The organism is Gelidibacter gilvus (assembly GCF_004115975.1).
In the GTDB taxonomy this organism is placed as follows: Bacteria; Bacteroidota; Bacteroidia; order Flavobacteriales; family Flavobacteriaceae; genus Gelidibacter; species Gelidibacter gilvus.
Genome location: NZ_SDDZ01000014.1, coordinates 18832 through 44727, shown reverse-complemented (window position 1 = coordinate 44727; position 25896 = coordinate 18832). Strand labels below are relative to the sequence as shown.

The window sequence follows — 25896 nt, the reverse complement described above, 5'->3', positions numbered from 1 at the left end:
AAGTCATTATTTCATAAGAATTATGTGTTTTCTATGGTACCAAACTAACCATCTTTTTGCCTTTATCTCAGCATATTTTTTAAATCCAGCCTTTTCAATACCTTTTATCGAGCTGAAATTATTAGAATTTACAATAATAAAAACATCCTTTTTAGTTGCTTCAATGACGTCATTGGCAATATAATTAATGACGAATGGATAAATAGATTGTCCTCTATATTTTATATTTGTATAGCAATCACCAATCACTGGGCCTGATATTTTTAATAACCTCAACAAAAAAGTACGTTGGTATAAATAGCTTTCATGTATCGTTAAATTCTCATTTGCTATGTAATATTTAGTTTTATTTCTCGAAACCTTTATCTTTTCGACTACATAAGGAAAGTTTTCATATTGAAAATGTTCAGGACACTGCATCCTATAAACATATACGTCTATCAATTTAAATTTAAATAATTTAGAGATTTTCCTCATTTTTTAAATTTAGATAATACTCTTGAGATTTGAGACTTATACGGTTTCATGTATTTCTCAAATTTAAGATAAACATTGAACATCAATGGCTTTAATATGACATAGAAGTGTGGATCTTCATAAAACATAGCATCAGCACCAAAACGTTTTTTAAATTCCTTTACACCTTCAGAACCACCCATGGAGATATTATACCCCTTATATCCCAAATCAAATGACTTTTTTACAGCCTCCCATTGTAGCATATATCCCAATTTTAAATCTGGTTTTTCTTTTATGACACCAGCCAGCACATTGGTTATATGGCCTCCAGCCAGTATATAAAATCCGGATGCTTTAACCTCCCCATCCACATAAATATTAAGAAAAAACCCTCGTTTTGAATCAATCAATCCTAAAATAGAATCCTTAATATCCTTAAATGCACGAATCTTATAACCAAGTTCATTTGCGTTAAATTCAAAAACATTATATCCTTTTTTCAGTTCAATTTGACTCGTTACATTTATAATTTCAGTATTTTTTTTGTAAGGTAATCGAACGTATTGTCTCACCTTTGAAGACAATGTTTTTAAGTAGCTGTCTGTATTCGGATGCTCTGTAAAGTCCATCCAATTTAGTCCGTAGGAACAATACACATAATTAAATAGTTTCCCTGATTTAAAATTGTTTCGAATAAATTTTACTTCAGCAGGATTAAAAACATGATCCTTTATTTTATTAGTACTAGAAATTGGTAAACTAATTTGGGCATAACAACAACGCAGTTCTTTTGCTCTAAGATACAAGTCTTTTAAGAGCGCTTCTACATAGTATTCATATCCTTTATTTACTATTGGCCCATGAGGAATAATATAAAATTTAAAAAATAGTACCTTTGGTATAACAGATCCAAAACCTCCAATAATCTTGTTATTTTCTATCACAATACCTACCTCATAGTCGAACCCATACGAACTGTACGACTTCAACCAATCTGTCGTCATCAAGTGGCTTGCGCGAGGCTTTTCTGCCACATAAGTATCCCATTTATCAAGCCATTCCTTATCTTTTGTATAGATCACTTCCATTATGATACAACTTTTCTTGAGCAAATGTTAGTTTCATGCTTTACAAATATCATCCCTTTTTCATCACAATCAAACTCCACTTTCTTATATTGTTCCATATACATTTGAAATTCTGACAAGGTCGGGTTCCAAATACTACCATCAGTAATTTTCTCTGATAAGTATCTAAAATTAATCTCTACTTCTGGATTAATATTATTCTGATCTATAAATAACCTTCCATAATGGTATAGCAATGGTACAGAAAAATAGGTATGGGCTATAAACAGTCCGTTTTCTTCACATAATAAATCGATATTTTCTTTGCACAGTGACGCTTTAAGATCAACCATTTCCAAAGTTTGAAATATGTTAAAATACTGATTTCCAATTTTATGATTAAAAAACACTGGACTGTATTTTGCTAAAGGATAGGGTTCTTTCTTTTTCGAATTCCAAAAGAACAAAACAGACATGAATGCTGGCACAATGGCTGTCGTATTTCTTAATAAACTTCCTAAAACACTGACTTTTTTATTTATAAAAAACCCCTTAACATCAACCGCCAAAAATTTATAGGACTGAGTCTTTTGTTCGTCATTGAAGTAATGGAAGAGAACATTTTTGGTCATTAAGCTTATTGCTTTTTTAAAACCTAAACCCTTAACACCTTTCCAAAAGCTTTTTAAAGTAAAATGATCTGAATTTAACTGATTGATAACTCCTTTGGCAGTTGTGCCTGTATCAATATAATTCCAGAGTGTTTTAATATTTTGAGAAGATAATTGGTTCGAAAACTCACTTTCTGTTAGCCCACTTTTCTTATAAAGTGTAAAGTTGTACGGTTGATAGCCGTGATCAATCCAAACTCTTATGCCATTTAAGGGGGCTTTAAAATTAAAGAAATCATTTAAGCTTTCTGAATCTGATTTTATTGATTGGGATAAGGAATGGTAGGCCATCTCGTGACCATCTGCTATCCATCTTTTTAATTCTTCTGAATGCAACTCCCAAGAAGCGTTATCCTTTCGTGTAGAAAATTGGTTTATGAAAAACCCTTTAGTGATTTTTATTTGATGTGTTTTAAAAAACTGTCGTTGTATTTTGAGATTTTCTAAAGTATCAAAATCACAGTGGTCTGTAAAACACACGATGGGCTTAAAAGGGAATTCAGATCTACTGAGTTCTAATCCAGTATCGGGCGAAAGCAACAATGCAAGTGGAATGCTGAAATCCATACTATTTATTGCTGATTCTATTTGTTTCAAGTTCTCAGGCCCAGTATAATTGACCATAGGTTGTGATAAGTCTGGATTAAAATGCCAATACAATGTCATAGGAGATTTTGGAATAACTTCCCATATTCCAATGTTTTGATTGGCTTGAATAATTTGACCATTTTCCATCTTTATAATCTTAGGAGAAAGTTCCGTGGCAATCAATCGTGAGTCGATCTTCTTCCATTTGTAATCATGATCCCTAAAACCTATAATTTTTTGAGTAAAGCATATTTTTAAGCTAAAACTTTCATGTAATAAAGTTTCAGTGGCAATCTCATATTTAAAATCATGTACCCTACGAAAAGCTATGTCCTCCTGACCTTGTGTTAATACAATATTGATAGATCTAATCATTTAGGTTTTATTTTATCTTTCTATTTTGGGTCTATCGATAATTAAACTTAACCACCCCACAAACCGTCCGAAACCTTCATTAAATGCTTCTGATTTCTTTTTATTGGTTATCACACCTAAGAAAGTGAGCTTTAAAAGTAAAATAGCCGTCAAATGCCACTTGATCTGTGCTTTTAAATTAGGCTTTGGATATTTTACTTTCCAAATATACCATCCATTTCTAATAACCATTTTTCCGTATTTGTATTTATTTGGACGTCCTTGCTGATCATGATGATGTTCTAATCGTGCAGCCGTGTTCACATACAACTCGCCCTTTTTAGCTAATCTCAAACAAAAATCAGTGTCTTCGTATAAACCATAACCCTCAAAATAGGTAGAAAAATGTAGAGCGTCAAAAACTGAGGTTCTATAAGAAGACACTCCTCCCATAAATTGCTCAACAGGATATACTTTTCCCGATGGTGGTAAAAAACTCACAGAACGCCCATGCGAAAAGCTCGGCAAGTAACAAGGTGGTGTGTCTGGAGCCAATCCAAACCATTTTCTAACTCTGAATCTTAAAGGTTCCTTGCGCATCCAGCCATCATAATAAAAGCGTTTGGAGCTTGAAGAACCGTCAGTATTTTGCCATTGCACTTCATTGTTAATATAGCCACCCACACCCAATGCATTTGGATATTGGTCATAAGTGCTTAACAACTGTTTAAAATAATCAGCATGCAAAATTGTATCGTCATCTAAAAAACAAACTACTTCAGAAGTTGGAGATACTTTTGAAATGCCGAAGTTGCGTTGTTTGGTCAAACCTCTGTGTTGGTCATCAACTTTATGATAGACTAAATTATTAAAAGTATGTTGTTTTAAAATTTGCTCGGTCTCATCGTCTGTTGAGCCATCAATAATTAAGATTTCATTTGGATAAAGTGTTTGAGATTGAACAGACTTCGCTAATTTTAATATAGCTTTTGGACGCATATAAGTGCATATAATCAAAGAAAATCTCACGTGTTCGAATTTTTTAATTTATTGGCCCAAAATACACTTTGATTCCATTCCTTTATGAAAAACTTATAATACCTAATCGGATTCTTAATTTCTTGCGAAAAATAATAATTGAGGCACAATATAGTTTTATATCCCAATAATTGCTTTTCTGAGGTATTGGTCATTCTATTAAACATCACTGTAGGCGTAGGCTTTGGCTGTATCTTATCTTCCAACCATGGCTGCTTAAAAGTTGTTCTAAAGCCGCCAATAGGCGCTTTGAGATGCAGTATTTGAATGCTTGGAAAATAAATGATATCAGCCCCAACATTTCTCAACTGCATGCCAAAATCAACATCTTCGCCATATCCAAATTCTAACACCTCATTGAACGACACATTAGCCAAAAACTTTGATTTGAGAACACTACTTCCAGCGCCAAAAGTCCCCCATTGTAACGGGAACTTCCGCTTTTCTCTTTCATTTTTCTGCAAATAAGACATAGAAATGACATCTAAATCAAATTTTAGCATTTTTATTAGTACAGTTTCAATTAAACCTTCATCAAATTTGTTATCATCATCCGCTAAATAAACAAATTCCGAAACCACTTGTTGTAAGGCAATATTTCTTGCATTACAGACTCCCGTTTGGTGTATGAAATGGTGATCAACCTTATAAGGCCACGATTCGGAATAAATAAAATCTAAAGAAGTCTTACTGCCTTCTTCTGGGTTTTGTTCAACAATGATCACTTTGTTGGGAAGATGTGTTTGCCCTGTCAGATCCTTTAAAACGTTTTTTAAATAATTAGGTCGTCCGATAGTTGGAATGATGACATCTATGGAAGGTAATTCTATAGTTTCACATTCAACATTAGCTTCAAGGTTAATAGCAGTATTAAAAGAACGTCTCTTGTACAAAAGACTATTTAAAAGCGGTAACAATGTGACTTTACTCTCATGCCACCAAAAATTCAAGGCGAGCAAAAACACCCAACGGGCTCTGTAATGCTGTTTTACAAAACGGAATAAAGTATAAACTCCAGCACGCTTTTCTACAGTTTCAATTGTAGATAAAATCAATTTGGGTTCAGAATAACAAAATAGCCCATGTGGCATTCCCAATTTTGCTATGGAGTTGAGCGCGAACGCAAAGTCATTAGGAAAATTACATCTCCTAAATTTCAATAAGGTTTCACTGTGAATAGCACCAACAGTGCTAGACATTAAAAAAGTACCATATTTTACTGAGGGATTTACCTTTATAAATGGAGAATCCTCGACATAACCAATAGCTTCAGGTATATAAAACCCTTTACCATAAGACAACATGATATTTTTTATCTTAAAGCTATTCGAAATAACTACATGATTTAGTTGTTCTTTACAATCTAATCGGCACCAAACCAAAATTCTATTATTATGTAAAGTAGCAAGATGCATCAATGTTTTCAAGATATGATTTTCTTCTACTAGAATATCCTCTTGAAGTTGATGATCAAAAATGGAAGCTACCTTATTGTTATGATGGTAAACAATAATCATTTTTTAATAATAGTGTTATAGAGTGCCATATTCTTTTTTACAATAATCGATGTTGAAAAATGATTGATGACATGTTCCCGACCTGCCTTGCCAAACTCAACACATTTATCGGAATCATTCAGTAAGCCAATAATGTTTTCAGCATACAGTTCATGGTCTTTAGGGTCTACCGTAAATCCCGTAACCCCATCCACCATCAATTCCTTGGCCCATCCAATATTGGAGCTTACCAAAGCTTTCTCCATGGCTAAGGTTTCTAACCAAGTCATGGGAAAGGCCTCAGCAAAACTCGGTAATACCACCACTTGGGAACTTGCAATATGGGCTTTAATCTCAGCATAAGGCACCTCATCCAAGTGTATCATTCTTTGTTTAGCCTCTTCGGATAACAAGGCCATAAAAAGTGATACCGTTGACGTGTTCTCAAAAACATCATTAGCATCTTTCCCAATAAGCAAGAGTGTACAATGTGGCACTCTCTCAACAACTCTATTGAAAATTTCAGCTAATTCCAATACACCCTTCTTTCTAATAAGCGTTCCAAAATACAACAATTGACCTTGATTGATTGCTATGTCAAGAGGTTTAAAATCATCAGTGTTGATGCCATTAGGAATGGTAGCAATTGTTTTATTTAATCCAAAAATTTGTTTTGTTAGATCAGCCGTAAATTTGCTGACTGAGACTATAGCATCAGCTCCTTTTAACGCTCTTTTTTCCAAAAATTGATGCTTCCTTTTTTGTTTTCTGCTATCCAAATGACAAAAATAACCATCACTGCCGTGCAGTCGAATAATTAGTGGTACTGTAAATTTCATAAAAGCCGAAATTCCCGTCCAATCTGGTGCCTCAATGAGGTCTATGCCTTCTTTATCAATGTGTTTTTGAATGATTTTTTGGTAACGCTTACGTTCCAAGTACCATTTGAACGCCATATGATTTTTGGTGGCAACACTTATAATATGAATGTCTTCACTTTTAAAGTTAGAGTCTTCTTGTTGCCCTACAACAAACACAGTTACTGTAACACCTTGAGCAACTAATCCTCTGGCTAGATTTTTAATACTGGTACCTAAGCCGCCCGACCTACTGAGATTGGAATCTGGAAATTCTGGTGTAAGAAAAGCAATATGCATGGTGACGCTTAAGTGGTTTCTTTTTTAATAATAGCTTCTATACTGTTCCAAATCCGAGTTGAAGCACTATTGGCAGGAGGTTCATTGATTTTTTCATACCATAAATTAGCGGCACTAATGGTCGGGCTTGGATGTTCTAAAACTGCCTCAATGGACTTCGCAATATCATTTGGATGGTTTAACCATATCACAACGTCTTCACAAGGCTTAGATCGAAAATGAACATAATCATAAACGTACACCCCCTGTTCCGGAAGATTCGCTTCGTTAAAATAATTATAATTCATGTACAAACAAGGTTTCTGATGAATGACGAAATCAAATACCATCGAAGATCCCAAGTTAATTACGGCAGCAGTATGCAAAGCCAAATTACTCAACAAGGTCACATCTTCTGGCAAGGGCAAGATTGTGTCCCATGCGCCTCCCATTTTCTTCCAAATAGGCTGGATGGGTACTATCACATCAGCGTATTCCTCAATAACGGAATCGTAACGATCAGAAAAATCGACAGGACAGCGTCTAAAGATTAAACCCAAACTATGACCTTTGTTTTTTAGAGACCTAATTGCTTTAGCAACATCTCTTAGATACATCGGATCTTTTGGAGAGGTTGTCACGTCATCTCCACTATAGCAAAGATAGGTGATATCCAAATTCAAGTTATTTTCCTCAAAAAACCGCTCCTTTGGTTGTAATAATTCCTTAATATAATGGGGTTCAAATTGCGGTGTACCCGTAACGTGAACTTGTGACTCATTAATAAAGTGATGGTAATGTAAAAGCTCATGCTTCATATGTTGACTCCAAACGTTATAATAGTCTGCAGTGACATCCAAAGTGGCTTTTGGCAAATTATCCCATGAATACACAAAACAAACTGTAGGAATTTCTAATTTAGCGGCTGCGAGTAGCGGCGCTATAGCTAACACATTACGTTGACTGGTACAATAAACCACATCTGGCCGATGCTCTTCAAGCACTGCTAAACAATGTTTATAATAGGAGGTTTGCCCTTCAAGCTTTTGTATGGTCCTTCGGACTGATCTTAATCCTTTTTCGGAATCAAAAACAAAAGTTAGCAAATTTGTCAAAAGGCTTCTGACGCTAGCTTTTAAGGTTTTATAGGAAAGTGGAAAAACATAGCTATTATAAATGACATCCTCTTCTCGTTTGGCAAAACGAGAAAGCTCCACGCGTTTTCTAACATTTTTTAAAACGGTGGTCAACCAATGCAGTTTAGGTTGTTCTATAGCCAAATGACTAAAACCTAAACTGTCAAAATCAAAAGGTGTATGATGCCAAAACACAATCGTAAAGCCTCTTTCATAAGCTTTATTGTAAAACTTAGTGTAAGCGAAATTTTTCAGACTTACACCGTCTGGCACCAATATAAAGGCTTTCTTCTTTTTAAATGACATGAATTAATCTTTAGTAAAGGTTTTCACAATGTGTTCAGCCTTTTTCCAATCTTCAATGGTATCAATATTAACATAGCCTTCAGTAGGAGATTCTATAAACCCTATGGCACTGCCATAAAGAGACTGCTTTTCCATAAGTGTTTTTGTGGAGGTTAAATAAATAGCCCCATCCCGGTGATAAGCATCAGGTAATTCTTGCCGTCTACTAATAATTTCAGATTCACCAGTCGCTAAATATAAATTGCCCTTATTGTTTGCCTCAAAAACCCAATGCGGATTATAGACATGTGGCACCTTTTGAACTGAAATAAGCGAGTCAAAATCACTGGAACTAAATTTTTGAATCGCCTCATTCAAAAAAGTAAGCGTTCTGAATGGATAGGTCACTTGCAATAAGCAGACCGCATCAAAATGAATATTTTGATCTTCATACCATTTTAAGGCATGGAAAATGACCTCTATCGTTGGGGTATCATCTTGGGCTAGTTCAGCAGGTCTTTTAAACGGCACTTTAACGCCTAATTTTTTGACAACGTTCATAATATCATCGTCGTCGGTGGACACTATGACTTCTGAAAGCAACCTTGACTGTAAGGCAACCTCAGTGGTATAGGCCAACAATGGCTTACCATTTAATAATTTGATGTTTTTTTTAGAAATGCCTTTCGATCCACCTCTTGCCGGAATGATCCCTAATATTTTCATCAATACATAATAGTTTTATGAAAGCGCAATTCAATGGTCGCTAAAATATCGGCAATCTTTTGACCACTATTCCCATCGCCATATATCGTACTGCGTTTATTTTTAGGATTTTTAAGTTGCTCTAAAATGGCCTGTTTAATTTGAGCCCCATCATAAGTCACGTCAATAGTGTTCTGTCCGCGTTGTCTCCGATGTTGTCGAGTACCGATATTCACCACAGGAACACCCAAGAAAGAACATTCCCGAATTCCAACACTACTATTCCCGATTAGACATTGGCTATGGTACAGCAATTTTAAAAAATCAATAGCATCCATATTCTTAAAAAACCGAATGTGCTTTGGATCATGCTTCTCCCTGTAAGAGCGAATCCCATTGGACGTACCATCAGATCCGGCATCTACATTGGGCCAAAACCAAAAGGTCGAAATTCCCAATTCGTTAATAACATTAAGTGTTGTTGTGATATCTGATTTTGCTTGATCATATTCATTGGTGACTGGATGTTGCAACACCACTAAATAGTTTTCGGGCATCACGGTCAAGCCACCAACACCGCCATATTTCTTAATAGGATTAAAATCCAATTCAGTCTGATCTATTAATCCTTGGGCAATATCAATCGACGGACACCCGGTATTAAAAACAAATTCAGCATCCTCTCCTAATTTTATCACACGTGCTTTGGCATCTTCTGAAGCGACAAAATGAATATCCGCCAACTTGGTATTCGCATGCCGTACTTTTTCATCAATATTCCCCGTAACCTCACCGCCTTGCAAATGGACCAAAGGAATATTCTGATAAGCCGCAGCAATGGATGTAGCAATGGTTTCAAACCGATCGGCAATGGTGATCACCGCATCGGGTTTTAAATTATAAAACACATTGGCAAGTTCCATCACCCCCAAACCTGTGGTTTTGGCCATGGCGGTTTTATTCTCGCCTTCCAGCACCATAAAAACCCGTTCATCAATCTTAAATCCGTCACGCTCAATATAATCAGCGGCGTTACCATAACGGTCCAATAAAGCAGATCCAGCCACTACCAACTGTAATTGGAGATCAGGATGCTCATTGATTGCCCTTAAAGCCGTTTTGATTCTACTATATGAAGGTCGCGCGGTAATAACAGCACATATTTTTCTAACTCTACCCATTTAAACGATGTCTTTTGTATTTAAAAACTCCCATGCTGCCAATCCTCGGCTCAATTGTTTCCCAATTACCTTTTCAAATTCAAATGCATTGATTCCAAAACCTTTAGGCTTTTTAGCTTCTAAGTCGGCAAAGGACAAATAATGACCTTTGGGTAATGATTTATTAACCGCTAAGGATTTCTCAAAGATTTGTTTTAATTCAGTAAACGAACTCGAATCGGTTTTAGTGATGGGATGCTGTAAGGCTTTATGAATATAGCGTGCATCATGATTGAGTTGTTTTGCATGTGCTATGGTTAGTGAGGCACTGGCATCTGGACCAGTTTCATTGGCATCCAAGATCACATGAAATTCTAAAAACTCAGCCCCTGATGCCACTGCGGCCACCCCGGTAGCTGATTGTGCAGAATGATCTGAAAACCCAACAGGCACTTGATATCTTTCTTTAAGTTCTTGTATGACATTTAAGCCAAATTGTTCAACGCTTGTTGGATATGCTGTGGTACATTGCATCACCGAATAGGACACATTTCTGTTCTTCAAAAAAGATACGGCTGCATCCAGTTCTTGATAGGAGCTCATCCCTGACGATAGAATCACAGGTTTGTTGGTTTTCGAAAGCTTTTCCAATAATAAAAAATTGCTGACCTCACCTGACCCAATCTTATAACGCTTTACCCCTACCTCTTCTAATAAATCAACTGCAGCGTTACTAAAAGGCGAACTTATAAACTCCAATCCTGCAGCGTCACAATGTGCTTTTAATTCCTTCCACGCGTCAATGGTAAACTCCATGGCCTTCCAATAGTCAAACCGGGTGGCAAAAGCATCCGTAAACTTGACTCTAAACGGCTCATGAATACTGCTTTCTGCATCCGCAATATGGGTTTGAAATTTAATGGCGTCCACACCTGTAGTTGCAACAGCATCAATATAGTCATGGGCTTTTTGCAAACTTCCATTGTGAGCTTGGGCTATTTCGGCGATAAGGAAAAGCGGTTTCATTAACGAACTATTTTCTTTAGTCAAATATATAAAAGTTTATGGGATGGGTTTTAGAATATTAATGTACTTCTAATTTATAAATCAATAGCAAAAAAACATGGGCTATACGAATAAGTAATATTTTACAGTTTAAACGTAATTATGTATAGTGGTAAAATCAATCATTAAATTCCTGAGATTATCTTTTGAGGCTTTGGATATAGTTCATTTTATCCGTAATCTTTGTAAGCATTTTTTTACGTTCTTCAGATGCTATTATATCTTTGTTATCGAAGATATTATTATGGACGATAATGCATTTATTCATACGTTCTCGATAATCCTCATCTGACATATTTTGTATAAAAGTAAATAATGCTTCGGGTGATGAGAATTCAGCATAATCTATAAAACTGTCCTTTGGAAATAATTCATATGCGGTAGTACCCCTTCCATAATAAATTGGGAGACAATAATTCTCAATGCTATCCCATATTTTCTCTGTCATATAATTTTTTGCTACAGTATTTTCAAAACATAAATTAAAACTATAATCATTCATTAATTTCCGCTTTCTCTGTTTCCAATTGCCAGTTCGAGAGTCTTCCTTTGAAATATTATGTGGCCAACCTTTACCAAATACATCCAACACTCCTAATTGGTGCCCTTCAAGAGCAATTTCAGCTCTTAACTTCAGCAAATCAAGATCAACCCCGCCTCTATATATGGGTGGGGATTCAATGCCTTTGAAATAAGACATCAACGCAATAGTTTTCTTGGTCTTCAACTCAAATTCTTCAGGCAAAAGCTCTAAGCTCTTATTGAAATTATTACTACTTACTGAAAGATTGGTCACAAACACATCTTGAGTATAAACATTCATAATGTGACATTTAAAAAGACCAAAAAACACCTTTTTCACTTTAGCAAAATGTAAATCAAACCTTGGTTCAAGTGTCCAGACCAAAAAGGATTTTCCAAAACAGCCCAACCAAAAATACTTTTTTAAGTGCTTATAATTTTGGGAAATTATAACGTCCGAATGCCATGGAGAATCAACTATTTCAATTCCATTCATTTTGAGGAATGATAAATCGCCTTCAACAAAATCGTTAAATGGTGTGTAACTGAAATTAGATGCTTTAAAAATTTTCATATATATTTATCCTTATACTATCTAATTAGTGATTTTTAAAAGGGCAAACCACTAACAAACCATCCTGCAATGACTCAATTTGATTAGTTTCGGGCAGATTAGGATAGGAATCAAAGTTTTCTAATACATTTTGTAAATCAGACCAATTGGACACTTTTTCCGGGACATAACAATCCAAATTTACAGATTCAACATAATCTTGAAACTTTATCCCATCTCCAAATAACTTGTCAGAAAACTCCACCCATACGGCAGGGATTTGATAAGCATGCGCAATAATGACACCATGCAAAGAAGAGGAGACAATGTGTTCACATTGCAAAAACAAATCGGTTGTTAACTCAATATCGTTCGTCATTAAATCTATAACTAATAAATCTGGATGTGCTTTGTACATTGCATAAACCTCCTTGTAATCATTATAATGTGGCACAATGCCATAACGAAATGCCTTTTCAATTTTTGGCATATAATATCTTGGCATTAACAATGCAGGATCACCATAAACTTCTGGCACGTCATAACCTTGAGCTAATAGATTCTTTCGGGTTTGAGGACCTCTTACCGCCAAAAATTTTGCTGATTTAACTACTTGATCTTTATTAATAATACCGCTTCCCCAGACGATACATTTAGAGTTTACATGAGCTAAAACACTTCCCGAAGTCAGATAAATAGGCTGGAAGAAATCTCTAATATGTCTCCTTTTAGGATGCGTCCAGATAACACGTTTATTAGAAATTTTTTCAACGAGATACACCCCTATTAAGTCGCCATAATTCTCCTTAGCTTTACCCATTAGGCGAGGCTCGCTCCACCAAAATAAGCGTATTGTTCTAATTAATATCATTGTTACTAATATCGAGATTGATTGTAAATTTCACCTGCTTCAAATCTTCTGAAACCTCATAAGCATAGTTATGGTCACGATAGTGAAACATGATTTCTTTCAAAATAAGATCATTTATGGTTTTCATGGTCATATAGGGTTGGGACTGTTTTCCCATGGCTTTTTTTATCTGGTACTTTAGTGATTTAAAATATGGTGCTTCTGTTATTACAACTTGAATAACCGAACCTGAATAGGTGTAAATTGCTGCACCAAAGAAATGTTCTACATGCGATGAAATGTTGTATAGATGAATTTTGAATGTTGGATCTTCAAGAATGATGGCATCATCTTTTCGATAGCAACATCCCCATGTTTTAGGATTGGGGTGGATGATTTTTTGATCCTTATGCCATAAAAAATGACGTTGGTTAATGCGCAATACATTCCTCAATCTTGGCATTACTGTAAGTTGACGGTCTTTCTCCTGAGGATAGCGTTCATGCCATTGATGATAAAGCAAAAGCTCGTTACAGTTATTTAGTGTGGCTCCGAATAATAATACCCTATAATTTAAGTCTTCGTCCTCAGAGCCATAAAAGTGGTAAAACTCATCCAAGCCTCCAACGGCTTCTAAAGTAGATTTCGGAAATAAACCAATTCCAAAGGTATCGCCAATATGAGTGGTTTTAATTGCTTTTAAATTAAGATGTTTTTGCTGCTCCTCTGTAACTTGCTGAGAGAGGTAGCCTATTTTAAAAAGTGAAAAAGAATTTGGATTCGATAACTTTAAAGCAATTTCCACAAAATTTTCCGTAAACAAGACATCAACATCCGCGGTAATAATAAAATCACTGTGTGCTTTTCTTAATCCATAATTTATAGCTTTACTTTTGTTCCATAGTAGGCCGGGGTGACCAACATAGTAATAGGTGACAAATGTAAATCTACTGACTATTTCTTTTACTTTCTGTGCGTAACTGTCTTGGCTGCCATAATCAATAAAAATTACATTAAAACTATTTTGAGTTTGTGACTTTAAAGATGTTAGCGATAATTTTACACGGTCAACATCGCGATCTCTGAAAGCAAATATGATTTGTATTGGAATGGACAAAATGTATCTATTAGATTTTTTGAGTTATAAATTTCAATTTCAAAAAAAACTTTAATCTTTTAAAAAACAAAATCCGTTAAGTTTTAATTCTCGTTTTCTCTCAATATAATTGAGTCATATGCTTTTAAAACTTCGTTTCTTATATATTCATATTCTAAAGTTTCTCTCAGTTCTTTATTATAAAAACGCGCTTTGTTCAACAAGTTTTCATTTGATAAAGCAAACAAAACTTTTTCTTGAATGTCTTCAATGGATTCTGGATTCTCAATTAAAAATCCATTAACATTATCTTGGATAATTTCTTCAGTCGCTCCGCCCGGATTAGATTGTATTGGAAATGCTCCCATTATAATGGCCTCAAGCAAGGTGTTTGGCATGCCATCAGAAATACTATTTCCTATATAAATTAAACTTTCCCCCATTAGAGAGAGCACATCGTTATGGTTCATATGCTGTTTAATTTCAATAAAATCAATATTTTCCATTTTGCTAAAAGCCTTGTTAAAGGGATCATCTGCTCCAAAAACGATTACTTTAAAATCTTGTAATTGATCTTGGATGTTTTTTAAAGCTAACACAACATTAATGGCTTTTCCAAATCGTTGTTCATATCCTTTTATTAAGATTATATTTCGCTGATCAATAGGTAAATTCAACCTGTCATATCTTTCTATGTCATAACCTCCTCCTCCTGGAAACACTCCTAAAACCCCACCTTTAAAACCCATTTCTTTGGCTATTTGAATATCACGATGACAGTCAGCAAACATATAATTTAAATGTGGCAAAGCTTTTAGAATATCTTTTTTATATGTTTCAATGTTTCTGTAATAATACAAATCATTACCCCAAGCTGAATAAATCCACTTAATATGTTTATTTTTCTTCATTGTCGTAATTAGCGGTACCGTGCAGTTATACATGACAAAGCTATGGACAACATCTGGCTGAATCTCATCTAATAGATCATTGAATTTTTGTTCAGCACTATTCTCAAATAATCGATGGAACCTTGGAATATATCTTTTTATAAAATAGCGTCCTTTAAAATTTCCAAATTTATAGCGCCAATTCGTATGTTGAGTTACCCACTCCCATTCTGGGATGTACCCACCATTCAAAATATCAAACCAGTGTACATCATGACCACTATCCTTCAGTTGGGATACCCATCTAATGGTATGGATGGATCGCATAGCAATAATTAATATTTTCATCTCATTCTCAAACTATCTATTAACATACATTATCATTCGTTAAGGTTTTTTTTAAATATGGACTGATAAGATACTCAATAAGGTCTGGTCTGTTTAAAATCAAATGGTCTGGATTAAATTTCCATTTTTCATATAATTCTGAAAAAGCAGTTGCTATCATCTGGCTATCCTCAAAGTCAAACACATAAGGATATTCTTTCCCTAACAACCTCTTACATTCACTATAATACGGACCAATATAAACAATGGGCTTATTGGCTGCCACACAATGTGGAAATTTCCCTGGCAAAAAAGGGCTGATCTCTGACTTGGCTTCCAATATAAGATTAACTGATGTTTCCTGCTGCATTCTATAAACTTGAGCAAAGGGAACATAGCCATCACTTACATATAGAGAAGGCATGCTTTTCTGTTGATTTAATAAATAAGTGTCATATTTAGATGGCCCTCCTAAAAAAATGAGAGTAGAGTTTTCTTTGGAATCTGGGTATGCATTTAGAAACAAACGATAAGCTTCAACAATAGGTTTCGGGTCTCTTAAATCTAATAAGTTGCCCGCGAATAAAATATTGAATTTCTCTTTTTTAAAATAAATAGGCAGATCCATTTTGTGAACTTCATCCTGTAAAAGCTGGTGCGGTACAATCAAACTTTTACCATTTATTACTTCATAATAACTCTGCATCCACTCCTTTAGCTTTAAACTAGGAAATACGAGTCGCTTGGCTTTTATTGCGATCTCTCTGAAAAAATAACGTTGTTTTTTATATCCATAAGGCACGTAATTATATGGGCGAGGATACAACTGTTGTGGAAAAGGATCGTGTACATAGGCATACCATTTGTCGTGCCACTGCGGCAGCTCAAGAACTGCCTTGTGAGATCGATAACTGTTCCCTTTACTCAACGTCCAAACCATATCATATTTAACAGGATCGTATTTTCCAATGGCTTTCTCCAAACTTTTGGCATCATTAAAAAAACCAAATGAAAAACCAAAAAGAGTATCCACGTATTTAGAAATATCAATACTGAACCACCTGTTCAATAGTCGCTGTACTCGACTTAATAAATAGATAATGTTATATTTTCTTTCATTAATGGCATAACAGTCGATACCCTCAAGTTGAATTTCTTTTTGTGTAAAATGCAAAACAGTTAACTTATAACCTGCATTAACTAAACTATGAATTAAGGCGATACGCCCCTTAGTGCCACTACTATCATCAATATCAATTGATTCTACAACAACTAATATGTTATTCGAACAACTATTCATTATTGCGTCCTATTTTCTTAATTACAGCTCTTTTAGCTTTATATAACGGCCTTATTAAAAAATTAAAATGATATCGAATATTCAATTTCATTTTTTGAATAAAGCCTAAATGTTCAATATTCTCAATTAATACACTATAAACCTTCTTATCTTTTAAAAATAAAGACGATCCAATGAAATATCGCGCCATTTTGTAATTTAATAAGTCTTTATCTTTTAAATTCTCAATAACCAATTCATTAGCTTTAACTTTAGAATTTCTTCTTATCTTATCATTGCTCCAAAACTCACCTGTCGTCGAGTTTTCATGTTTTCTAACATAATATAATACGGAATCAATTGATATTCCTTCGAGACCGTTGGACAATAACCTTGAAAAAAACTCCCATTCATCTCCGTAAAGAATCACTTCACTAAACCGCTCTTTACCAATTACCTCTCTATTCCATAAAACCGTACAGGTATTAAAAGGGATGGTATTGCTTATCATATCATAGAGGTTATCTATATCTAATGGAATTACTGCATTTACAACTGGTTCTGAAATCAAATAATTATGATTAGATCCAAAAAAAACGGCCTTACTAAATCGACAAAAATCTGAAGAATGCTCATTTATCAATCTAAAACAAATTTCCAAACATTTAGGATGCATGATATCGTCACTATCTGCCCATATTATAAAATCTCCCGTACTTAATTCAAGGCCGTAGTTCCGGCATGCATTAGCACCCTTAGGTCTATTTTTGGGACGTTCAAAGAACTTTATCCGCTTATCGGCTTGAGTATACTCTGTGACTACATTAATTGTATCATCCTTGGATCCATCATCGACAATAATAAATTCCAAATTATTATAGGATTGATTTATTATAGCATCTATGCTCTCTGAAATTAAATCACCCCTATCATATGTAGGCATTATTATAGAAATTAATGGAGTTTTCATATACTAAATTTTGGAACTTTTAAATCAATTATTCTATTTAAAATTTAAAACCTTTTGCTTCAGATTTAGTAATACATTTCTTCTAAAGAAAATGATATTGGGCAAAATAAGCGATGGATATTTGCTTTTAACAAGACTGTAAATTCGGGATTTAGCACTTGACACATACAAGATATCCGCATTATAATAAGGCTTCAAATGCTTCTCTATTAATATCCAGCTTTCAATTAATCCTTGTATATTATTTATAGTAGAGCTACTAATATTGGCAAAGCCTGGATCGGATCTTCTATACAATACAAATCCATTGTTTACATATTTTATTTTTTGACATCCAATTAAGACACGAGTTAAATACTCCCCATCTTGATTTACAATTAAATCTTCATTCCAAAATCCTGCTTGGTTTATTAACTCCCTTTTTATTAAATAAGCATGAACGGGTAAATAGGTTGAGTATTTACCTAAATCATCAAGAAATTTTAAACCGCTGCTATAATTTTTATAAATTTCAAATTCCCGCAACTTATGTCTGGAATCGTTCTCAAGAAAACCCCAAGTGCATGTTGTAATATCAATTTCAGGCATTAGTAATTCAGAAACTTGCGCTTCCAGTTTGTTATTCGAAAATAGATCATCACTATCCAACCAGTTTATAAACTCCCCTATACTTTGCTCGAAGCCATAATTTCGACACACATTCGCGCCTTTTGGCCTCTCTTTTGGCCGATGATGATATTGAAATCTTGGATCCTTAGCACAGTAGGCTTCCATGAGTTGTGAAGTTCCATCCGTACTGCCATCATCCACTACAATACATTCCCAATTGGTGTAGGTTTGTGCCAACACAGAATCCAGCGTTTCGCCTATTAAGTGAGCGCGGTTAAAGGTGGGGATGATAATGGAAACGAGGGATTGTTTTGGCATGTTTACTATTTTCGGCACTAATCTACAAAGTTGTATATAACAGAAATATGAATAAAATCATGAATTTAGACATATAATCCAAAAAACTCTGAACTTAAAGTTTTTCTATTAAAATTGTTGGATGCAAAGTGTTTGGCTGAAATACTCATCTTTTTATACAAAACGGGGTTTTCTACTAATTTCATTATAGCAGCGGCATACTTTTCTATGTTCTTTTCATCGATCAAGTATCCTGTTTTATTTTCTAAAATAGTATATGGCACACCTCCACTACGAAACGCAACTACAGGAAGTCCCATGGCTTGTGCTTCTGCCGTTACAACACCTTGTGCTTCTGCCCTATTAGCACTATCAGTAATAGAACTCATTAAAAAAATATTGTTTTCTATTAAAAGCTCTTTTATTTCATTTTGGTTTTTAGCACCAACTATAAAAACGAATTCTTCTATATTCAATTTAGAAACTAATTGCTGTAAAATCTCTTTATCTTGGCCTTCTCCAACTATTGTATACTTAATATTGTAACCATTTTCAACAAGAAGCTTAATACTTCTTATGGCATATTCAAATCCTTTAAGTTCAATTAAACGACCAACAGATATCAATTTTATAGATAGATTTTTTAATATTTTTTTTTCTTCAGAATGTTGAAAAAAGTTTAAATCAACACCCATGGGAATGATTCGCAATTTTCTGTAATCACATCCCATTAATTTCACTTTATTAGCCAAATAAGGCGTATTTACCGTAACATGACCTGATTCTTCCATTAGCCTCTTATACCTCATTATCAATGACCTAAGCTCTTCTGAATTATGGAAATGAGCATCGTAACCATGAAAAGTAGTTATGATTTGTCCTGATAACAAACCTATAGACTTCATGAGAGCAATGTCAAAACCAGCCAATCCAAATTGGATATGAAAAACAGATATTTTTTTAAGTTGATTATAAAAGTTAAGCTTAAAGGGTAAAGTTGAGAATCGTTCTCTTATTGAAATATCTTTTGTACGTTTCCAATATTTAAAGAATTTCAATATTAAAATTAATGATTGAAAGCGCCTTTTAGTTTTATTTCTCGGGATTTTAAAGTCAATGATAAAGGTATTGTCTAATATGCGGTGCTCCGCTAAAAGCTCTTGTTGAGATGATGCTTCAAGGCCTAATTTATTTTTGGTAAGAACATTAACCCTATAACCCTTTATCTTGGCTTGTATAATATGGTTAGTAACAAAGGTTTCGGTTACAGAAGGAAAACTTGGTACAACAAAACAAATAGTCTTCATATATTAGGGATACCTTGCAGTTAAGGTTTTACTGGATCTTAATTAAACAAAATAACTTTAAAACTAAACTTTATGAATTCAGGTTCAGGCCAAAAAATAAATCTTTCGAAATAGCTGAATAATGATAGCTTTGAAAACAATAAATATTATCGTGCTTTGGTAATTCAGATTTGTCGTTTATTTTAATTAATTGTGATACATGACCTTTACCCTTTATTGATTTGAACACATCATAACCCAATTGAACATTCAGCAAATTATATAAAAATTTTATCTTATTTAAGCTTTCAACATCCTCACTATATTCAAGACAAATAATAGGTTTAAATTTTGATTTGAGCATATTTAAACCTCCTTCAAGAACATCATACTCCGATCCCTCAACATCTATCTTCATGAAATTTATCAGTTCAATAGCGTTAGTCGAAACAAATCTATCTAATGTTGATATTATTACATTTTCACCTATTTCATTTATTGATTTTTTTAACGACGCGGCCCCCCTATTTATATGCAAGTTTTTGTAAATTAATCCTACACCTTCATGATTACTTAAAGCTATATTATATGTTTTAACATTTGTTAACCGATTTACTTTTATATTTCTTTTTAAAATTTCGAAAGTGGACGTTAAAGGTTCAAACACGTGCACTGTACCATTTCTTCCAACTAATTTACTCGCATAAATTGAAGTTAAGCCAATGTTTGCACCAATATCAAATACAACGTCATTTTTTTTTAAAATCTTTTGAAAACACCATAAAGTTCCTTCCTCATAAATACCTGTTTTGTAAATTTGAGTTTCTATTCCCTTATCATAATTGGGATTAATTTCGAGTTTAAAACCATACAAAGTTTTAACAATCATACCACACTTAACTTTTGGTTTGATGATCGTTATTAACTTAGTTAGATATTTCTTACCGCGTAAAGATTTATTTTTAAGAAATCTTGATAAGCAAATGGCTAAATAAAATCTATATATATTCACCATCGATTATTACTTTACTATTCGTCCTATTTAACTTCCCTTTATTCCAGTAATCACTAGGCAAAACATTAAAAATCATTGCCTTGTCTATAACATCGCAAAAATTGTTTTGAGCAGTTGTTTTATAGGATGAAAATAACCAAATTGAATATTGTCCACCCCGCAACAATAATTTGCTTATAAAAAGAGTGATGTCATTCAAATTTTTATCCAATTTATAGCCCATTTCATCAGAAGCCCAAAAACATATTAATTCATCATTAATGTCTTTTATTCCAACAGTAAAAATAATATCTTCAACATTTATTTCATTCGATTGAAATTTAATTTCAATTCTACAACTTAATCCAGACATTAATGATCCAACTGAATTACCCAACTGATCCTTCAAATGAATGCTTGTAAATTTAAATTTTGAATTATCACCAATTCTATCTGTTCTATCTTCCAATAAAGAATTAAAAGTTTGAGAATTTGATAAGTAATAAGAAACAGCATCATCTGTATTTCCATTAAAAACAACAACACCATGTTCCAAAACAATCGCTCGCGTGCACAAACTTTTCACCGCCGCCATATTATGACTCACAAACAACACCGTCCGTCCTTCACCTCTACTAATATCCTGCATCTTCCCAACCGCCTTCTTTTGGAACTCGGCATCCCCAACCGCTAACACCTCATCAATCACCAAAATATCTGGTTCTAAATGCGCCGCCACGGCAAATGCCAAGCGTACACGCATCCCGCTACTGTAGCGCTTAACTGGCGTGTCAATATAACGCTCACATCCAGAAAACGCAATAATTTCTTCTTCCTTAGCTTTTATTTCCTTTTTGGTCATCCCCAAAATGGCTCCATTCAAATACACATTTTCACGCCCTGTCATTTCAGGATGAAAGCCTGTGCCTACTTCCAATAAAGATGCAATCCGGCCTTTAGTTTTAATTTCGCCAGTAGTTGGGCTGGTCACACGGGATAAAATTTTCAATAAGGTGGATTTACCTGCGCCGTTTTTCCCGATAATGCCTAAGACTTCACCACGTTGCACTTCAAAGTTGATGTCTTGTAAAGCCCACACGTATTCTGAATTTCCTTTTGTGTTGCGGTCATTAGATTCTCCTACTTTCAAAAATGGATCATCCTTACCACGCACCTTATGCCACCAACGGTTCAGGTCATGACTGATGGTGCCCGTACCCACAGTACCTAATCGGTATTGCTTGCTGATGTTTTCGGCTTTTAAAATGATCATGTTCGTATTAGTTCTTGTTTATTTATTATTCTTTCGTCAATGTGAGCGTCTTAATTTTGCCGTCATTGCGAGGAGTGACGCAGGAACGACGCGGCAAATGCGAAGCATTCACTAACACCTAAATATTAAAACAGTTATGCGTTAGTAATCTCAAAGTTACGGCTTCCCATTGATGAGATTGCTTCGTCCTGCGTCCTCGCAATGACGCTTGGGTGGGAGTCCTCGCAATGAAGCTATTGTGGGGAGCCCTCGCAATGACGCTTGGGTGGAGCGGCTCCTCAATGAAAGCTCGTTATTGTTTGTTTTGCCTTCTTTATTCTTTACTCTATTTTCTATCCTCTACCAACTCACCTCTCACTCTCTCCTCATTGAACATCCCTGATTAGAGTTGACCGTTATTTGTTATTCGTTATTCAACAATCTTCAATCGTTAATCGTTAATCGTCACCTCTCACCTCTCACCTCTCACCTCTCACAACTAATCCCTAACTCGCCCGAACCGCCCGCCTGAACGAAATCATTCGGGCAGGAAAAGGTACGTTCGGGGCGGGTCCCAAATGCCTACTACACCGTATCTATAAATGTTTTCTCCGTTTTGTTAAATATAACCAATCCTATTAAAAACAGGACCAAACTAATGATTAAGGTATAACTAAATCCAAACCAGCTAAAAGAACCCGTATTTAAAAGCATGACTCTAAAGCCTTCTATAATTTGGGTCAACGGATTATACTCAACAATGAGCGCCACAGTACTCGGAAATTTGGCTTTTGCCTCACTTACCGGATAAGGCACCGCAGAGACATACATCAACAATTGCACGCCAAAACCAACCAACACGGTTAAATCTCTATATTTAGTGGTCATGGAGGAGATGATCATCCCCAGGCCCAAGCCCAATAAGGCCATCATTATAATATATACAGGAAGTAAAAAGATATGGCTGTTAAACCCAAAAGTCTGCCCTTGAAACGCGTAATAAATATAAAAACCGATAAAAATCCCTAATTGAATTCCAAACTTTAAAAGATTGGAAATCGTGATGGACATGGGCATAATCACCCTTGGAAAATAGACTTTTCCAAAAATACCTTGATTGGACGTAAAGGTACTTGAGGTCCCCGTGAGGCATTCCCTAAAATAGTTCCAGGCCGTAATTCCTGCTAAATTAAAAAGAAACGGCGGCACACCTCCGGTTTGGATATTCCCAAGATTATTAAAAATCAAGGTAAAAATAACCGAAGTGAACAAGGGCTGAATCACATACCACAAAGGGCCTAAAATAGTTTGTTTGTAGACCGTGACGATATCTCTTTTTACAAAAAGGATCAGCAAATCTCTATAACGCCAAATTTCCTTAAAATTAAGGTCAATAAGTTTATGTTTTGAAGAAATGGTGTACAACCATTGATCCTGTGGTGTCATGAGATGAGTTGCATTTTTAACTGGGCAAATATAATAGAAAATATGGAGTTAAACCTTATTATTTAGAGGCGTTTCGGCACATTATATTTACATAATTTAGGCGTCTAATTTTTTATAGCAACTAAATTTACATATGGGTAACGCATCTTTTTTGTTTCCACTATCAACCTATTATTTACTATTCTGTGCCATTGATACCCCCAATCTTGCATAATGTCAAAAATTTCTTGAACAGGATAACCGGCATTAAAAGTGTTCTCTTCCGTAAATTCGACCATCACAACAGGATTATATTTGGTAAAAAACTCTATACCGCCACTGAGCACAAACTTTTCCCATCCTTCAACATCTATTTTAACTAAACTAATTTGCTCTTTATCAATTTTGCGAAGTTCATGGTCTAAGGTTGAAACTTGAACCATTATTGCATCTTCTAATTTATTGTCAGTACTAGGGGCAAAAGAATTCCATGCGTCATGTCCATTCTCTGAAATATAAAAGCTTAATTCATCCTTCTTATTTGATAAGCCTATGTTTCTACAATCAATATTGTCAAAATTGTTCAATTTTACATTTTCCTTAAGACGCTCAAATGTCACTGGAGAAGGTTCAAAACAGATGACTTTTCCTTTCTCTCCGACAATATGCGAAGCTATCAAAGAAAACAATCCAATGTTACTTCCGATGTCGATAAAAATATCATCTTTTTTTAATGTGGACATAATGAAGTCTATTTCATCTTTTTCAAATCCATTGTAAATGATTCTCGATAATATGCTGTCTTTATATAAATTCATAAAAATATTATGCAGCTCAAATTTAAAACAGGCGTCTCCTTTAAATAAATCATTCCACAGTTTATCCTCTTTCAGTTTTATTTTTTTGTCCTGAGATATTTGAAAATTTCTTAAAATCTTAGACGCTCTACCAGCGAGATGATAAAACGGTCTTTTGAAATAGTGTTTATTCATTATGTGCAATTACTTTCATTAACTTTAAATTTTAAAATTCACAAAAAATTAATCGAGCTTGTAGTATTGAATCATTTTATTCAAACCCTCGTCCAAGCTCGTCAACTCCCGATGTAAAATGGCTTTCATTTTGGTCACATCAGGACAACGGCGGCGCATATCGCCTTCAATTAGAGCAGGTAAATGGATAATTTCCGAATTGGAGCCAGTGACCTTGATAATTTCCTGGGCGAGTTCCAAAACACTCATTTCACGATCATTTCCAACATTTAGGACACTGTTTTCATAATGGCGGTGTAGGGTTTTGATGCAGGTGGCAATGGTATCCTCAATATAACAGAATGATCGGGTCTGCAGGCCATCCCCATGGATCTCAATAGGTTTGTCAGCCATAGCAGCCTTCAAAAACTTAGGGACGACAAAGTCTTGGCTTTGATGCGGCCCGTAGGTGTTGAAGAATCGAAAAATAGTATAAGGTAGTCCGTATTCCTTTTCATAAGATCTAAAAAAGGCTTCGCCAACATTTTTTACTATGGCGTAAGGCAGTCGTGAGTTTAATGGGGTGGTGTTTTCGTTCTGTGGGATTTCAAAGGGTTCGCCGTACACTTCCGATGAACTGGAAAAGAACACCCGCTTAACCCCTGAACTTTTTGAAAGCGCCAAAACATTTTTGATGCCTTCAATATCCTCCAATACCCCAATGGGATGTTCTAAAGTGCGTTGTACACCGACCACGGCAGCAAAGTGAAAGACATAATCAAAATCAAAACGACCAAACACAGGGAGGATATCCTTGTAGATATTGACATCAGCATTGATAAAGATCACATTGTCAGATTTCGGCATTTTATGGATATGGCCTGTGGACAGATTATCGACAATGACAATCTTATAGTTCTCAGTTTCGGCCAATTTTGCGGCCAAGGCACTTCCAATATTACCGGCACCACCAGTGATCAAGAAATTTGTCATATCATATGTTAAGCATTAAAAAAGTCATACGCTGGCAGAATGACGAGATTCTACTTTAGGAATGTTCAGAATATATCTCGCCATGAATCAAAAAACTAATATAAAAAAATTGAGCGAACTATGGGGATTAATAGTTGTAAAATTGGGGTGGGTTTATTTGATGTAGTTAATTAACATGAATAACAGGTGATTGAAGTTAGGATTCGCAAACCCTCCGTCTAAACCTCCTACCGTCGGTTTAGCCACCTCCCTTTGACTAAAGGGAGGAGCAACAGGTTTAGTTTTAATATCTTGTGATAATTTCCCTGACTAAGCCATCATATTCACTTTATTGAAAGAAGAGGTTTATAAAAAACTCACAAAACAAAATGAAAACTCACAATCCAGCTCCCCTCTTCAGATGAAGAGGGGAATGAATTTAC

Annotated in this window: 23 protein-coding genes; all 23 read right to left on the bottom strand. The window is 34.8% G+C overall.

Features of this window, described 5'->3' with window-relative positions:
* Window positions 1–6 precede the first annotated feature (6 nt).
* The 23 genes from ESZ48_RS16485 to ESZ48_RS16375 all read right to left on the bottom strand — a co-directional run bounded on the left by ESZ48_RS16485 (window position 7) and on the right by ESZ48_RS16375 (window position 25474).
* Complete coding sequence (locus ESZ48_RS16485) at window positions 7–477, bottom strand: hypothetical protein (RefSeq protein WP_129018602.1); 471 nt, start codon at window positions 475–477, stop codon at window positions 7–9.
* Window positions 474–1547 (bottom strand): lipid II:glycine glycyltransferase FemX, encoded by a 1074-nt coding sequence (locus ESZ48_RS16480; protein ID WP_129018601.1) that lies wholly within the window; start codon window positions 1545–1547, stop codon window positions 474–476. Before ESZ48_RS16480 ends, ESZ48_RS16485 begins: the two co-directional genes overlap by 4 nt.
* Window positions 1547–3160: a hypothetical protein gene (locus ESZ48_RS16475; protein WP_129018600.1), complete on the bottom strand. Its 1614-nt coding sequence runs from the start codon at window positions 3158–3160 to the stop codon at window positions 1547–1549. Before ESZ48_RS16475 ends, ESZ48_RS16480 begins: the two co-directional genes overlap by 1 nt.
* 12 nt (window positions 3161–3172) lie before the next feature.
* On the bottom strand, window positions 3173–4168 hold the full coding sequence (locus ESZ48_RS16470; RefSeq protein WP_129018599.1) for a glycosyltransferase family 2 protein: 996 nt from the start codon (window positions 4166–4168) through the stop codon (window positions 3173–3175).
* Window positions 4165–5694, bottom strand: a complete 1530-nt coding sequence (locus ESZ48_RS16465; protein WP_129018598.1) for a glycosyltransferase family 2 protein — start codon at window positions 5692–5694, stop codon at window positions 4165–4167. The genes ESZ48_RS16470 and ESZ48_RS16465 overlap by 4 nt, the downstream gene beginning before the upstream one ends.
* Window positions 5691–6830, bottom strand: a complete 1140-nt coding sequence (locus ESZ48_RS16460; protein WP_129018597.1) for a glycosyltransferase family 4 protein — start codon at window positions 6828–6830, stop codon at window positions 5691–5693. Before ESZ48_RS16460 ends, ESZ48_RS16465 begins: the two co-directional genes overlap by 4 nt.
* 8 nt (window positions 6831–6838) lie before the next feature.
* Complete coding sequence (locus ESZ48_RS16455; RefSeq protein WP_129018596.1) at window positions 6839–8251, bottom strand: UDP-glycosyltransferase; 1413 nt, start codon at window positions 8249–8251, stop codon at window positions 6839–6841.
* Between the two features lie 3 nt (window positions 8252–8254).
* A complete protein-coding gene (locus ESZ48_RS16450; RefSeq protein WP_129018595.1) occupies window positions 8255–8956 on the bottom strand; it encodes an acylneuraminate cytidylyltransferase family protein in 702 nt (233 codons plus the stop codon).
* Window positions 8956–10116 carry a UDP-N-acetylglucosamine 2-epimerase gene (neuC, locus tag ESZ48_RS16445; protein WP_129018594.1) on the bottom strand — a complete coding sequence of 387 codons (1161 nt, stop codon included), beginning with the start codon at window positions 10114–10116 and terminating at the stop codon, window positions 8956–8958. Before neuC ends, ESZ48_RS16450 begins: the two co-directional genes overlap by 1 nt.
* A complete protein-coding gene (locus tag ESZ48_RS16440; RefSeq protein WP_129018593.1) occupies window positions 10117–11121 on the bottom strand; it encodes an N-acetylneuraminate synthase family protein in 1005 nt (334 codons plus the stop codon). It abuts the gene before it with no gap.
* Between the two features lie 178 nt (window positions 11122–11299).
* Window positions 11300–12256 carry a glycosyltransferase family 10 domain-containing protein gene (locus tag ESZ48_RS16435; RefSeq protein ID WP_129018592.1) on the bottom strand — a complete coding sequence of 319 codons (957 nt, stop codon included), beginning with the start codon at window positions 12254–12256 and terminating at the stop codon, window positions 11300–11302.
* Window positions 12257–12281: 25 nt separating this feature from the next.
* Window positions 12282–13055, bottom strand: a complete 774-nt coding sequence (locus tag ESZ48_RS16430) for a polysaccharide pyruvyl transferase family protein (RefSeq protein WP_129018639.1) — start codon at window positions 13053–13055, stop codon at window positions 12282–12284.
* 37 nt (window positions 13056–13092) lie between these two features.
* A complete protein-coding gene (locus ESZ48_RS16425; RefSeq protein ID WP_223266486.1) occupies window positions 13093–14202 on the bottom strand; it encodes a glycosyltransferase family 2 protein in 1110 nt (369 codons plus the stop codon).
* A gap of 83 nt (window positions 14203–14285) precedes the next feature.
* Entirely contained in the window at window positions 14286–15419 is a 1134-nt protein-coding gene (locus tag ESZ48_RS16420) for a glycosyltransferase family 4 protein (RefSeq protein WP_129018591.1), read from the bottom strand.
* Window positions 15420–15438: 19 nt separating this feature from the next.
* Window positions 15439–16698, bottom strand: a complete 1260-nt coding sequence (locus tag ESZ48_RS16415; RefSeq protein ID WP_129018590.1) for a glycosyltransferase family protein — start codon at window positions 16696–16698, stop codon at window positions 15439–15441.
* Window positions 16691–17647 carry a glycosyltransferase family 2 protein gene (locus ESZ48_RS16410; RefSeq protein ID WP_129018589.1) on the bottom strand — a complete coding sequence of 319 codons (957 nt, stop codon included), beginning with the start codon at window positions 17645–17647 and terminating at the stop codon, window positions 16691–16693. Before ESZ48_RS16410 ends, ESZ48_RS16415 begins: the two co-directional genes overlap by 8 nt.
* 33 nt (window positions 17648–17680) lie before the next feature.
* Window positions 17681–18574 carry a glycosyltransferase family 2 protein gene (locus tag ESZ48_RS16405; RefSeq protein WP_129018588.1) on the bottom strand — a complete coding sequence of 298 codons (894 nt, stop codon included), beginning with the start codon at window positions 18572–18574 and terminating at the stop codon, window positions 17681–17683.
* 65 nt (window positions 18575–18639) lie between these two features.
* The gene (locus ESZ48_RS16400) at window positions 18640–19860 is read right to left on the bottom strand and encodes a glycosyltransferase (RefSeq protein WP_129018587.1); all 1221 of its coding nucleotides are present in this window, start codon (window positions 19858–19860) and stop codon (window positions 18640–18642) included.
* Window positions 19861–19930: 70 nt separating this feature from the next.
* The gene (locus ESZ48_RS16395; RefSeq protein ID WP_129018586.1) at window positions 19931–20854 is read right to left on the bottom strand and encodes an FkbM family methyltransferase; all 924 of its coding nucleotides are present in this window, start codon (window positions 20852–20854) and stop codon (window positions 19931–19933) included.
* On the bottom strand, window positions 20838–22106 hold the full coding sequence (locus tag ESZ48_RS16390) for an ABC transporter ATP-binding protein (protein WP_129018585.1): 1269 nt from the start codon (window positions 22104–22106) through the stop codon (window positions 20838–20840). Before ESZ48_RS16390 ends, ESZ48_RS16395 begins: the two co-directional genes overlap by 17 nt.
* Window positions 22107–22670: 564 nt before the next feature.
* Window positions 22671–23531 (bottom strand): ABC transporter permease, encoded by an 861-nt coding sequence (locus tag ESZ48_RS16385; RefSeq protein ID WP_129018584.1) that lies wholly within the window; start codon window positions 23529–23531, stop codon window positions 22671–22673.
* Between the two features lie 104 nt (window positions 23532–23635).
* Window positions 23636–24502, bottom strand: coding sequence for an FkbM family methyltransferase (locus ESZ48_RS16380; RefSeq protein WP_129018583.1), 867 nt, complete (start codon window positions 24500–24502; stop codon window positions 23636–23638).
* 48 nt (window positions 24503–24550) lie between these two features.
* The gene (locus tag ESZ48_RS16375; RefSeq protein ID WP_129018582.1) at window positions 24551–25474 is read right to left on the bottom strand and encodes an NAD-dependent epimerase/dehydratase family protein; all 924 of its coding nucleotides are present in this window, start codon (window positions 25472–25474) and stop codon (window positions 24551–24553) included.
* Window positions 25475–25896 lie beyond the last annotated feature (422 nt).

Excerpts from the sequence above, each read along its gene's own strand:
- ESZ48_RS16410 (WP_129018589.1), bottom strand. The coding sequence starts at position 17,647 with ATGAAAACTCCATTAATTTCTATAATAATGCCTACATATGATAGGGGT.
- ESZ48_RS16415 (WP_129018590.1), bottom strand. The coding sequence starts at position 16,698 with ATGAATAGTTGTTCGAATAACATATTAGTTGTTGTAGAATCAATTGAT.
- ESZ48_RS16375 (WP_129018582.1), bottom strand. The coding sequence starts at position 25,474 with ATGACAAATTTCTTGATCACTGGTGGTGCCGGTAATATTGGAAGTGCC.
- ESZ48_RS16435 (WP_129018592.1), bottom strand. The coding sequence starts at position 12,256 with ATGAAAATTTTTAAAGCATCTAATTTCAGTTACACACCATTTAACGAT.
- ESZ48_RS16380 (WP_129018583.1), bottom strand. The coding sequence starts at position 24,502 with ATGAATAAACACTATTTCAAAAGACCGTTTTATCATCTCGCTGGTAGA.
- neuC (WP_129018594.1), bottom strand. The coding sequence starts at position 10,116 with ATGGGTAGAGTTAGAAAAATATGTGCTGTTATTACCGCGCGACCTTCA.
- ESZ48_RS16390 (WP_129018585.1), bottom strand. The coding sequence starts at position 22,106 with ATGATCATTTTAAAAGCCGAAAACATCAGCAAGCAATACCGATTAGGT.
- ESZ48_RS16395 (WP_129018586.1), bottom strand. The coding sequence starts at position 20,854 with ATGGTGAATATATATAGATTTTATTTAGCCATTTGCTTATCAAGATTT.
- ESZ48_RS16460 (WP_129018597.1), bottom strand. The coding sequence starts at position 6,830 with ATGCATATTGCTTTTCTTACACCAGAATTTCCAGATTCCAATCTCAGT.
- ESZ48_RS16385 (WP_129018584.1), bottom strand. The coding sequence starts at position 23,531 with ATGACACCACAGGATCAATGGTTGTACACCATTTCTTCAAAACATAAA.
- ESZ48_RS16440 (WP_129018593.1), bottom strand. The coding sequence starts at position 11,121 with ATGAAACCGCTTTTCCTTATCGCCGAAATAGCCCAAGCTCACAATGGA.
- ESZ48_RS16430 (WP_129018639.1), bottom strand. The coding sequence starts at position 13,055 with ATGGGTAAAGCTAAGGAGAATTATGGCGACTTAATAGGGGTGTATCTC.
- ESZ48_RS16455 (WP_129018596.1), bottom strand. The coding sequence starts at position 8,251 with ATGTCATTTAAAAAGAAGAAAGCCTTTATATTGGTGCCAGACGGTGTA.
- ESZ48_RS16475 (WP_129018600.1), bottom strand. The coding sequence starts at position 3,160 with ATGATTAGATCTATCAATATTGTATTAACACAAGGTCAGGAGGACATA.
- ESZ48_RS16465 (WP_129018598.1), bottom strand. The coding sequence starts at position 5,694 with ATGATTATTGTTTACCATCATAACAATAAGGTAGCTTCCATTTTTGAT.
- ESZ48_RS16485 (WP_129018602.1), bottom strand. The coding sequence starts at position 477 with ATGAGGAAAATCTCTAAATTATTTAAATTTAAATTGATAGACGTATAT.
- ESZ48_RS16450 (WP_129018595.1), bottom strand. The coding sequence starts at position 8,956 with ATGAAAATATTAGGGATCATTCCGGCAAGAGGTGGATCGAAAGGCATT.
- ESZ48_RS16420 (WP_129018591.1), bottom strand. The coding sequence starts at position 15,419 with ATGAAAATATTAATTATTGCTATGCGATCCATCCATACCATTAGATGG.
- ESZ48_RS16405 (WP_129018588.1), bottom strand. The coding sequence starts at position 18,574 with ATGCCAAAACAATCCCTCGTTTCCATTATCATCCCCACCTTTAACCGC.
- ESZ48_RS16400 (WP_129018587.1), bottom strand. The coding sequence starts at position 19,860 with ATGAAGACTATTTGTTTTGTTGTACCAAGTTTTCCTTCTGTAACCGAA.
- ESZ48_RS16480 (WP_129018601.1), bottom strand. The coding sequence starts at position 1,547 with ATGGAAGTGATCTATACAAAAGATAAGGAATGGCTTGATAAATGGGAT.